Genomic DNA, 11,640 nt, shown 5'->3' on the forward strand with positions numbered 1-11,640 from the left:
GCATGTTGCGGCGGGCATTTGCAAGAAGCACGCCTACCGACCTGCACAGCGCGTCTTCTCACCTTGACAGATCAAGTGAATGATGATGTCCATTTAGACGACGGTTAGCCGACAGGACGGTCTGTTCGCGCCGCTTCTTTTGAATATCACGTCAATAAACGGCGTCGAACGCGTCATTTACACACGCATCGACGTTGCGTTGGAGTATAGGCAAGTCCCGGTACTCGTCGAAGCACCGGGACTTAGTCATCGCTTAAATGGCAAAATTCTGTCCGTAATTGCGTAATTCAGCCACTCATGCAAAATGACCACGTGATCAGTGAAGCGTGCAAGCGGCCAGATCAAAACACGTGATTAATGCCAACATGACCGACGACCTGCTTACCATTCGAGGACGGGTTGAAACCGGCAATTTGTGCAACTGCACCGCCACTCGCCTTCTGGACCGCGACGATTGCGTAGAGCGCAGTACGTTTGGAGACCTGGTAGTTGGCGCCAATGTTGAACTGCTGGTATCGCGGCTGCTGGTCTGTGGCGTGATTTCGGCCGTCGGTGAGCGTATAGCCGCCGAAGAGTGCGAGCGCGGATGTTGCGTTCCAGCTTGTCGCGAGTTCGTAATTCTGAAATTTCACATCCTGTCCGTTCCCAGCACCCTGCTGAAAATTGACGTCAGTGAAGTTGCCGAGGATTCTGACTGATCCGAAGGCATATGACGCGCCGACACCGAAGATCTGTTGACTGCGAGCGTTCTGAAGATACGTGCCGTATACGGAGTTCACATAGCCTCCACCGCTCTGATAGCCGAACACGGTTGTCTGCGGATCGTTAACGCGAAGATAGGCAATTGCGGCAGAAAACTGTCCCACAGAATAGTCCACTCCAGCGCTATAGCTCGAGCCGTTTGAAAATTGCCCGGGTTGTCCTCCGAAGGAATACAGAGCTTCGACGCTGGCGCCACCAATTTTTGGACTCGCGTATTTAATCGCGCTCGGAATCGAGAACGTGTAGTCCAGGTTGTCGACGTCGTTCGGATGCGAGAAGTACCATCCACCGTAGTTAACGTTCAGAGAAAACGCCCCTACCATAACGGTCAAAGGGGACCATTGGCGACCCAGAGTAAGAGTTCCGAACCGTTCATCCTTGATGCCGACGTACGCTTGCCGACTGAAGCCCAATCCAGAACTTAGTGCGCCATTTGTCGCGTCGAAACCGCTCTCCACCTTAAAGATTGCTGACTGCCCCTGACCGAGATCCTCGTTGCCAGTCAGACCCCATCGCGTAGGGATCCCGACCGCGCTAGCCATACGGTACTGATGGGCGCCACCAACATTGCTGGCGAAATCAACGCCCAAGTCAATAGACCCGTAGAGAGTCACGGAGCTTTGCGCATGAACCACAGTAGAAGTCATTAGCGCTACGCTGACACCTATGATTCGCTTTTGATTAGTAATGCAAAATATTAGCGACGAGTGGAATTTATTATGCACGACTTTCTCCTCAAAAATGCGCTACTAAATAATAGATGGAATCGTCAGGATGTGTGGTTACGTCAGTTCAAAAAGAACGCCAGCACCGTTTTCGCGAGGAGGATTTTCATCCATAAATGGTAAATAATTGCGAACCTTGGCGCATGTGCAGATATCCAAGTTCAAGTATATTTTTGGTTTTTCACAATCATAGAAACGAAAAATGGCGCACGTCTGTATCTGATCGATTTGACAAGCAGTCACCGCGAAGCCACGCGAAGTGCATGACCCATTGTGCTGAGCGTCTCCTCAAGTACCGGATAGGGGGTACCAAAGTTCAACCTCAAATATCCGGAACCGCACTCCCCAAAATCAACGCCTTCGCTAGTTTCCACCCCTGAAGAACGCAACATGAATTCGGCTGGACGGTCGCCAATCTGAGTCCGACGAAAATCAAGCCACGCGAGATACGAAGCAAATGGTCGATGGTAGACGACTCCCGGGAGATGCTCCGCAACCATATCTGATAGCCGGCAGCGGTTTCGGTCAAGGTAGGTTAGTACTGAGTTTAACCACGCTCCACCGTTACGATATGCTTCCGTTGTCGCCCAAAGTCCTGCAGTGCTTGCGCCGTGAGCAAGCATTTCAAGTAACCGCTTGCGTATTGGCATGTCCGTATCGTTCGAGACGATCAGATGTGCGGCCTTGATACCGCCCAAATTCCAGCCTTTCGTGGCGGATACGCCAGTCAGCGCATGGTTCTTCGCAACCTCGGTGACGGAAGCGTATGGCGTATGGCAGTGAAGCTGACCGTCGTTTTCCCGAAATGGATAGACGAGAGGTGCATGAATCTCGTCCGCGAAAACGCGAGCCCCGTACCTCTCCACGAGCTCGGAAAGTGCGATGAGTTCGTCGCGGGTGTATACAGTTCCTGTTGGGTTATGTGGATTACAAAGTATCAGAAGGCGAGCCCCCAACCTGAGTCCACGCTCGATATCCTCGAGGCTCAAAGTCCAACGGCCGCCTGATTGACGAAGTGGACTCTCGATTACCTTCCTCCCGAGCAATCGTGGCACTATCAAAAGTGGCGGATAGGACGGGGTCGGTACAATAACCGGGCAGCCGGGCGCGCTGAAATACGCAAGGCAAACCTCAAGGGCTCGAAGAAGATCGCCGAGTGTTATTACCTCGTTCGAGGAGATCCGCCATCCATAGTTGAGAAAGAGATATTCCCGAAGCGCATCCGAGGCAGCATCAAGCGCCTTAGGGTGAGCATATCCAAGGTCGCCGCGCATGGCTGATGCCGCATGTGCAGCTGCTATGTCGGCCGCCGGATCAAAATCCATCTCTGCGATTGCCGCTCCGTATTGCGCGCCTGAACTGGACCATTTTGCGCGCTTTAACTCTCTAAGATCCCGGGTGCTATAGTTCTCAAATAGCGGAGACGAGGTGTTATGTGATCCTGAGATCATTTGAGAATTATTCCTCGGTCGAAGGTGGTTAGACGTTCATGGCCCCGATCTGTGATGACGATACTTTCAGAAATATTGAGGCCACGCGCCGAGATATAAGCGTGAAATGTCATTCCAGCCTCGAAATGGAAGTCAGCGTTGTGAGTGACCTCGAGCTTTTCGTAGGTGTTAGGCCAGAACATCATTCCGATACCGTAGAAGGTCTTGTTCGGATATTGGTCGACCCATCCGGTCTTTACAACGCCTTCACGCACTATCCGGTCCGGGACCGAACAATGCACACCTGCTCTAATCGTAGCTAAAGCCTCATCTTGAATGTCGACAAATCGACGGTAGGTGTCCACCATGTGATCGTCGTGTTGGCCGACAACAATGGTGCGCATGCAACGAGCATGATAGTTTTTCTTGTGTGCGCACATTTCAAGGAAAACCAGATCATCGTGTGAGATGACACGATCTTGAAAGCAAGAATGGATATGGTATGCACGTTCACCCGATGCTAGTGGCCCGGGCTCCGCCTGATCACTACCTCCTCGCAAGCCGGCACTAGCTGTCGCGATCATTAGGTCCCTCTCGGTTGCACCAGGAGATACAGCGCGGATTCCAGCCTCATGCATCAGGGACACGGCTTTTCCAGCTTCGCGCATATAGGCAATCTCAGCTTGGGACTTTATAAAACGAAGCGAATCGAGTTGCGTACCAAGATCAATGAAACTTGCGCGAATCGCCCCTCTGACGCGATCCATTATTGTGGTGGTAGCCCGCCACGATGCCCCGTCGAATCCGATGCGCCCTTTTACAGACAGTTCGGCCATCGCACGAATCACGACATCTGGAGCGGATTCGCCGTCGTACCATAGCAGGTATTTGTCGAGCCACGCCGCGGTATCGTTGAAATGAAACTGTTCCGCCTTTCGAAGCACTGTGAGAGGGAGGCCTGAGCTGGGGACGAGAACACATTGAAATGAAGTTCCGTACCCTAATGTGTAGAACCCTGTTAGGTAGGTTACGAGCTCAGGTTCAAACACGAGCAGATAGTCAAGCTCATGTCGAGCCATATATTTCTGCGCGTTTTCGAGTCGAGACTGATATTCAGCAATATCGAACCACATGTTTTCTCTTCTGGTTTGGTGAAGTCTATAGGAAGGAAAAGTGCCGGCAGTTATCGCTCGGCGACCGCGGTCTCGAGCGATTCATTGCCCATGACCGCGTCATGATCTGCAGTGAGGGACTTGGTTTCCGGCATCATTGACACGCCGACTAGTGCAAGCACTGCCATGGCCATCTGGTAGTAAGCGATCGTGAAGCTGCTGCCTGTTGCCTGAGTAAGCCAACCCACGATGAACGGCGCGGTTCCTCCAAACAAGGCTGTGGCTACGTTGAACGCCAAGGTGAAAGCCGTAAAGCGAACCGATCGGGGGAAGAGGACGGTAAGGGCAGCGGAGTATTGCGACGCGTTTGGCGCAAGCGCCAAACCGGCTAGTATCGCTGCAGCAAAGACGTACGTTTGGTTTCCCGATTGAAGCATCATGACCATCGGTACGCTGAAAACGAGATAGATGATCGGAGATGCCGCCAGTAATACTCGGCGCCCAATCCGGTCTCCCAAGCGTCCGAAGATTGGTATAGCGACCAGCATCGTAACCATGACCAACACACTCAACATCAGAGCGGCGTCCCCCGACATCTTGAGGTCGGTTTGTAGGTAGGTCGGCAAATAGGCCAGAATGAGATAGTAGGCGCTGTTTCCGAACGCTACCAAGGCGGCTGTTAGGAACATGGGCCGTGCGGCTCTTCTAAACGAATCCGCCAGCGGCGAGGCAACTTGCTCTCCAGACGCTTTCATTTTCTTGAATACGGGAGAATCCTCGAGGTTTCTGCGTAGTGCGACTGCGAGGAGTCCAAGCGGCAAGGCAATCAGAAACGGTAGTCGCCAGCCCCATGCCTTCCATGCGTCAGCGGACAGCACGTGCATCAGACCGATTACGATAGCTGCCCCGGACAGGTAGCCAAACAGCACGCCAGACTCCAGGACACTTCCAAAGAGCCCTCGCCGGCCAGACGGTGCCACTTCGGCCACGAATGTGTTTGCGCCGCCATATTCCCCGCCCGCCGAAAACCCTTGGATCATGCGCGCCACGACAAGGAGCACTGGGGCGGCCACGCCAATCTCGCTATAGGTCGGGAGCAGACCAATCAGAGCCGTTCCTAGAGTCATCAGCCCGACGGTCAGCATGAGCATGTCCCGACGGCCGCGGCGGTCTCCTAAGGAACCGATGATGACGCCGCCGATTGGACGGATCAGAAAGGAAAGGGCAAACACTGCGAATGACGCTAGCGCGGCCGCAACCGAGGAGCTCGTCGGGAAGAAGTGTGTTCCGACTGTGATTGCGGCGAAGCTGTACACGCCATAGTCGAACCACTCGATGACATTACCCAGCGACGCGGCGGCCAACGCCCTGCCGCCTGCTGCTCCGCCTCTAACATTGTTCCTGTTCATATGTTCTCCAAGTGTCCCCTTCATCATTCATGTGGTGTATTTCACGAAACTACTGTTTACTATTGTGTAACTCCTCCGGCGATGTCAAGCAATATCAAAATTCGAGGGTGACGCCCCCGGCACGTCGCCGTGCAGGGCGGGAATTTTCGTTCGTCAGGCGGGTACGCTTGCTTCCGCTGGCGTTACGACGCGAGTAGCTTTCAACGTTGAGCTCGAGGATCGTCGAGCGATCGACCAGGGTCGTCGATGGCGTCCACCGTCATCGACGGATCGGGGAGCACGGTTCTAGGCGTGCGACGTTCAGTTGGCGGTAGCCATGATCGCAGTACTCCCCTCTGGCTATGACCTAGCTGCATTGGTTCGCAAACATGTGACGAACTTCGAAATCAACCACTCGAAAGCTTTTCGTATGGTTCGCAACCACTGGAATGGGGTGCCATGCCGGGGCGTAGCGAAGTTCGGAGGGGTGCAATATGTCGCGGACAATCGCCAAAGGTCTTGGATGTGACAGGCGGGCTCACGGTTGAGATAGTGCGTGCGCCGCCGGACAATGCGCTCGCGCGATGTTGCAGAGGCCGCCCTGAAGGCCGGCTCCATCGTGTTGATTGCCGACAAGCGTCGGGCTGTTGCGGCGATCAAAACGGACGACGGTACTGAAAGCGTCCATTTTGAGGGACGCCACTCGGTTGGTCGTTGATGCGAGCAAACGGAAATTGATGTGGCTTGAGTCGAATTCGCCGGAGCACGGGCCTGTGTCTATCGCAAGGCCACGCGAGCCGCGACTGGAGCAGCCAGCTACGTGTCGTGATCACGATTCCACGGTAAGCGTGGCACCAGCGTCGTCGTGAGTGGAGATCGTGACCTTCAGACTGCCGTGCCGAGCCGAGGGGCAACGACTCACGGCGCGAGTTCGCTGATGCGATTGCTAGCGACGGAACGTCGTCCTGTAGAAGGAATCCCCATCGCTTGCGCGCCGGGCGGGAAGAATGTCAAATTCCGCTCCATCGAGGCTCGCGCCTTTCTGCGAATGCACGCACGCCGTCAATTGCGTCTGCCGACTCGAACACTGGTGCAATATGGTTTTTCTGACGTGAGGAACGTCTCTTCGTTCGCCCAACCGCACGATTTGCTCGCGGTTCGTTTCCTTGTGGTCGCTGCCAGTGGCCCGTCTTCGAGGATGCGATCACTTGGATCAGAGGAAAGTTATAGTTGAAATTCAGTAGACGCATCGCGCGTCGTCGAGCCATGGCATCCGGCAACTAGATGACCACTACGCCGCGCATCATCGGCCCCAAAGTGCATGCAGGTCTGCAAATGCCAACGGGATTTTCACTTGTACGTCAGGTCCGGATTTCGCGATCTATCCATCCTTGCAACGACAATCAGTAAGCGAAGCACGTGACGGGATGAGGGGGGATAAATGATGAACAGAGAGAGTAGATCGGGGCGGTAGCGGGCAAGCTCGTTCAGGACGTGATGACAATGAGTCTCACTTGGGATGAGTCATTGCGTGTTTGGTCGCGCCGCCAAGGCAACCGCACTGACCGAAGCGGGCACGGGGGCCGGCACATCCACACAGTGCATCACGCTGGCGCACCGGTGCGACGCAGACGCTACTCGAATGCCCTTCGACGCTTCGTGATGCATTCGATACCCGCATCCGTGCAACCTGTTCTTACGAGCGGCTTGTGGAGGTTCGACGCGAAAGGAGGCGCCATTGCGCTGGTTTCTTGATCAACTGCGCACCTCGGGATATGAGGCGCGAAACGAGTGGCCATTTAACCTCTTCCGAGCATTTATGACGAGCCCACCGCAGCTGCATCAAGCTTGTCAAGACGATAGCCGTAGCCGTAAATCGGGACGATACAATAGCCGTTCTCTGGCCGAAGTCCGAGTTTGACTCGTACGGTGGAAATGTGTGTATCGAGCGTACGCGTGGGAATGTCAGTCAGCTGCTTCCAGACCGTCGCGCGGATTTGAGCTCGCGATAGCGGGCGCGCAAGATTGCGAAAGAGTAGTAGCGAGAGCTGGAACTCCTTCCGGGTAACCGGTAAGCATGTGCCGTGGCGAAAAAGCTTACCCTCCCGAATATCGAACAGGTACTCGCCAAACTGCTGCGAGGTCGCCGCCGCTTCCTGCTGGAAAGTCCGGCGCAAAAGCGAAGAGACGCGCGCGAGAAGCAGGGAGGCGGCGATCGGTTTGGTGACGTAGTCATCGGCGCCGGCATTCAGCGCATGGACGGCGTCCTGCGCGCGCGTGCGGCTTGCCATGAAAAGCACAGGCAGATTCGAGTCGACGTTATTGCGGATCCAGGCAAGTACAGCATCACCCGGAATGTCAACGACGTTCCAGTCGAGCGTCACGAGGTCAAAGGTTTCCCGTTGCATCCGTTGAATCAGCGCGCCGCCCTCGGCAAACACATGGCAGTCGTGGCCGGCAGCGGTCAGCGCCTCGTAGACGAATCGCGACTGGCCAGGGTCATAATCGAGAACCGCGATACGCATAGTGATCAAATCCAGGATCGTAGTCCTTAGGCCGCAATTTCACTGGGCAGCCGATTCGTACTGACTGATCGAACCGGCGAATTCTCACTGGACCGTTGACCGATGTATGTGTTATCGATTTTTTCGGTGCTTGCAGCTGCAAGGACATCCGCGATTGAGGCGGCGTTCATCGGCGGGCGGCCATACATTCGTTGCGATTGAAGGTTCGCTTCTGGTCCTGCGGAACGAAGCGTCGATCCACAATGCAGCATCGTGGCCGCGGGTTGCGGCTTTTGCTTTTGGTCGATGTGCACACGAGCCGCCATTTGCCTGAAACACGGTACAACGTTGAGAATGCGACGCGGGAGCGAAGGCTTGAACTTTTCATTATGGCGGGAATGTCACAAGGAGAAAGAAGGATGAGCTGAAAGGAGGGTAGGGAAATCCTGAAAAGAAATGGCGCCGGTACGCTTGCACCTGAAAGCGCTCACATGCGCATGGAAGCGGAGATGAGTCAACGTCAACGTGGATGTCCGCGGGTGACCAGCAGCTTTGTGTTCCGTAGCTCGTACAGGCGATCATTGATATGAAACGGTATCCGATTTCTTGAGAATCCCGTCCGGTCCGAAAATAAAGCTGACGGTGGTTCTGCGGACATTTGTCGTTGCGTACGGTCCGAAATTTGAGATCACTCTGTCCCAAAATGGCAGCTTACCCGTGAAGGTGTAAACCAGAAACGTCGATCCATCCGGTAGGGCGGTTGTTGAAGACGGGGTTCCCAGCCTCCAGATTACGTATTGCTGAGTTGTCGCGCCGATTGTGAATTCCGAAATACTCTCTGGTTTGACTTCACCTTCTGTCGTAGTCGCAGCACACCCTGCCAGCATGCACGTGAACGCGATTGACAGAGTCAGACTGGCTCTCAGGCGTCTCATTACCTACCTCCAAATAACTTCCAGCGGCTTTTTACTTGTGCAAACGGGATTCTGGACAAGTATTCTGCGATTGAAATTCGATCAGAAAAACAAATGGCGTTTAGTGTATCGTCTTGCATCGACCATGTTGACCTTCACCAGACAAGGCTATCGGACTCGTGTGTACAGCGACGCGAGGCGTCGGCGAACCTGTCGAGCACATTGCACGGGCATCGCTTTCGGGGAGCGTTCCAAGCGCAAGGGCAAAATAGGAAAGGCCTGCAATCAGTCCTGCGGTTGCGCCTAAGAAAACCTCAAAGGATTCTGCCCGTCGCATGAGGAAAATAGAGGCCGCGATGAGCGATAGAAATGTTGTCGCCAGCCCCACTATCCAGAACATCGAATACGCACTCGACCAAAACAGATCGAGAATCGCGCCCACGTCCTGGCCGATGATGTATGCCATCTCTCTGCGCTTGTCTTGACGGTCGGAATCGGGCCACACGGGAGTGGATAACACACTCAGCTGCTTTGCGATACAAACCCGAACATCACATATCGATGGAAATATTTTCAAAGCCGACAGAATTCACGGTTGATATTCAGATTGGCTCAAGGAAATCTGATTCTTGTGTATGTCGATATTGCTGGTGGATGGGAATCCTTCGGTGAGTCCTGGCACATCGCCAGAAAATACCATTGCAGTAACGAGCACACAAAAGAGGGCCGTGAGTACCGGGATTGTGCAAACCAGTAGCCTGCGGGATGTCCGCGCGGCGCCGGGCTGGAGTTGGGAGGAAGAATTCATCGTGAAAAATGGCCTGTATGGATAGCGTCATCGGACGGGTTATGACTGCCTGATCTCACATCAACTTTCCTTCAAAACGAGGAGCCCAGCAGTCGCAGGTTTGTCAACCAGTACGGTTGAATCAAAGTTGGCCAACTACTACGCGATACACGCAGAGTAAGATCCGCCATAGTGCGTCTGCCACACGCCTGAGCCAGCGACATATAACTGGCCAACTCAATTTCTGGCTTCGCGATGCAGCTGTCGCGCTTCCCCTGATACGGAGAGTCCTTGTTGCGCAACGGCCGGTTGACGTGTGGTTACATCGTGCGCTTCAGGATAGAAGTCAATGAAGACCACCATGTAAATCAGTGCGGCGAACAGTCCGGTCCACGTTGCCCATAGGTCACGCGCTTCGGCACCGGCAAGGAAATGAAGCGGAATGCCAACCAGCAGATAAGCGGCAACGAACACCAGCGCCACCATAACGGGCGAAGGGAGGGGCAGTGCGAAGAGGGACGCGATTCCAGGCATTGGACGCTCCGTCAGCCGATTTGGTTACCTACGAGACCGGATGCACGGCAAGGGCTTTACGCGCACAGTGGCTCCACGCTACTGATCCACCGTGTCGCGCGATGTGTGTTCTTGCTTACCGGAGCTCAGCGACCAACGCGTCGGCGCCCTTGTCGATCCCTGCTTTCGCCGCACCGAGTGAGCCAAAACTCGCGACCAGGTTCATGGCGTTTGGATACTGCCTTGTTACATAAGCATTCAAAAGCTTGTTGTTCGACGCGTCGTAAATCTCGACTGCGTACGAAACGGAGCCGCCAAACATCGCCTTACCGCCGCGAACGGCCTGCACACCGTTATAGACGTTTCCGCCGATATCGAAATGTGTGAACTGACCAAGCACGGGTTTCGTGGTCTCGGCACCCGTGAGGATCAGCTTGACGCGAAGCGTGCCCGGACCGTGCTGCGTAGTCGAGACAAATCTCGTCCCGAGTCTCTGTGTGAAAGACTTCTGGAGGTAAATGGCCAGCGTTGCCCTGTCGGCGTCGCTCATGTCGCCGAACTGGCTGTCAGCACCGTTATAGACGGTGGCCGTGTCGACGATCACCCTGGAGTAGGCTTGCCAGTTCACCGTCGTCGAGTAGTTATACGGGATGCGCCCGGTATCGTCGTGGGCATTCGCCTTCAGGTACGAAGACGACGGAATGCCGGAATAGGCGACGGGTTGAACACCGGCACAACCTGCCAGCGAGAGAAACGACAGCGCGAAAAGCAGGTGGCGAACATTCCTGGTGATTGTCATTTTGGGTCCCATGAGAGATACACGGCGGCAACGGCATAAACAAAGGCGTCTGGGCGGTTTGATCTACGACGTCAGCAGGTAATCTCCGCTGTCTTCGCGGAATAATAAAGCCGTCCAGACGGTTCGTATTTTATGCAAGGTGAAGAACTGGAGCGAAGTCTAGCACGAGATACAGAGAAAGCAAAACGTCTGGACGGTTTTTTTAACGAGCCGTATACTCCCTCTCCAGGATGCAGATATTGTGCAAGTGGGCTACAGGAAGCAAGGCACGTTCGATCGCGCCATTTCAGCCTTCCATAACTTTGGGGACAAACTTTTGGCCAGGCAGGAGCGTTCAGAACAGACCCGCAATGCGATCATCGAGGCGGCGTTGACTGTCCTAGCCCGCGATGGGACTGCGAGGCTGACATTCGAGGCTGTTGCCCGGGAATCAGGCCTGAGCAAGGGGGCCGTCACGCATCACTTTCGCTCGAAGGCTGATCTGTTCAAGGGCGTGCTCGCGTATCGCAACGACAGTTTCGAGCAGTTCCGGCGCAACTATCTGCAATCGCGTCCGAAGGATGCCCCACAGCAAACGCTCTCACTCGAAATCGCGGCATTGCGCCAGATGGTGGACGAGAACCGCTCACCTGCGCGGGCAGTCCTTTCGATCCTTGTGGATGACCCGAGCCCAATGGCGTTTATCCGGGAACGATTCGCCGGGCAC

Annotated in this window: 9 protein-coding genes; 1 reads left to right on the forward strand and 8 read right to left on the reverse strand. The window is 54.8% G+C overall.

Features of this window, described 5'->3' with window-relative positions:
- Positions 1-341: 341 nt before the first annotated feature.
- The 8 genes from U5A65_RS36335 to U5A65_RS36370 all read right to left on the reverse strand — a co-directional run bounded on the left by U5A65_RS36335 (position 342) and on the right by U5A65_RS36370 (position 10,934).
- On the reverse strand, positions 342-1,451 hold the full coding sequence (locus U5A65_RS36335) for a porin (RefSeq protein ID WP_321938098.1): 1,110 nt from the start codon (positions 1,449-1,451) through the stop codon (positions 342-344).
- Positions 1,452-1,726: 275 nt separating this feature from the next.
- The gene (locus U5A65_RS36340; protein ID WP_321949255.1) at positions 1,727-2,812 is read right to left on the reverse strand and encodes a MalY/PatB family protein; all 1,086 of its coding nucleotides are present in this window, start codon (positions 2,810-2,812) and stop codon (positions 1,727-1,729) included.
- Between the two features lie 122 nt (positions 2,813-2,934).
- Positions 2,935-4,050, reverse strand: coding sequence for a Xaa-Pro peptidase family protein (locus U5A65_RS36345; protein ID WP_321949256.1), 1,116 nt, complete (start codon positions 4,048-4,050; stop codon positions 2,935-2,937).
- 50 nt (positions 4,051-4,100) lie between these two features.
- Complete coding sequence (locus tag U5A65_RS36350; protein WP_321949257.1) at positions 4,101-5,438, reverse strand: MFS transporter; 1,338 nt, start codon at positions 5,436-5,438, stop codon at positions 4,101-4,103.
- A gap of 1,796 nt (positions 5,439-7,234) precedes the next feature.
- Entirely contained in the window at positions 7,235-7,942 is a 708-nt protein-coding gene (locus U5A65_RS36355) for a response regulator transcription factor (protein WP_321949258.1), read from the reverse strand.
- Positions 7,943-8,956: 1,014 nt separating this feature from the next.
- Positions 8,957-9,301 (reverse strand): hypothetical protein, encoded by a 345-nt coding sequence (locus tag U5A65_RS36360; RefSeq protein WP_321949259.1) that lies wholly within the window; start codon positions 9,299-9,301, stop codon positions 8,957-8,959.
- 558 nt (positions 9,302-9,859) lie between these two features.
- Positions 9,860-10,156, reverse strand: coding sequence for a hypothetical protein (locus tag U5A65_RS36365; RefSeq protein WP_321915991.1), 297 nt, complete (start codon positions 10,154-10,156; stop codon positions 9,860-9,862).
- Between the two features lie 115 nt (positions 10,157-10,271).
- Positions 10,272-10,934, reverse strand: a complete 663-nt coding sequence (locus U5A65_RS36370; protein ID WP_321949260.1) for a DUF3313 domain-containing protein — start codon at positions 10,932-10,934, stop codon at positions 10,272-10,274.
- A gap of 241 nt (positions 10,935-11,175) precedes the next feature.
- On the opposite strand from U5A65_RS36370, the gene U5A65_RS36375 reads away from it, so the two are divergent.
- Positions 11,176-11,640 (forward strand): helix-turn-helix domain-containing protein (locus U5A65_RS36375; protein ID WP_321949261.1); only part of this gene is annotated, 465 nt, incomplete at its 3' end.

The sequence above is a fragment of the Paraburkholderia sp. J10-1 genome, assembly GCF_905220165.1.
Lineage (GTDB): Bacteria > Pseudomonadota > Gammaproteobacteria > Burkholderiales > Burkholderiaceae > Paraburkholderia.

Coding starts and splice junctions, on each gene's coding strand:
- U5A65_RS36355 (WP_321949258.1), bottom strand. CDS start 7,942: ATGCGTATCGCGGTTCTCGATTATGACCCTGGCCAGTCGCGATTCGTC.
- U5A65_RS36350 (WP_321949257.1), bottom strand. CDS start 5,438: ATGAACAGGAACAATGTTAGAGGCGGAGCAGCAGGCGGCAGGGCGTTG.
- U5A65_RS36340 (WP_321949255.1), bottom strand. CDS start 2,812: ATGGATTTTGATCCGGCGGCCGACATAGCAGCTGCACATGCGGCATCA.
- U5A65_RS36360 (WP_321949259.1), bottom strand. CDS start 9,301: ATGGCATACATCATCGGCCAGGACGTGGGCGCGATTCTCGATCTGTTT.
- U5A65_RS36345 (WP_321949256.1), bottom strand. CDS start 4,050: ATGTGGTTCGATATTGCTGAATATCAGTCTCGACTCGAAAACGCGCAG.
- U5A65_RS36365 (WP_321915991.1), bottom strand. CDS start 10,156: ATGCCTGGAATCGCGTCCCTCTTCGCACTGCCCCTCCCTTCGCCCGTT.
- U5A65_RS36370 (WP_321949260.1), bottom strand. CDS start 10,934: ATGACAATCACCAGGAATGTTCGCCACCTGCTTTTCGCGCTGTCGTTT.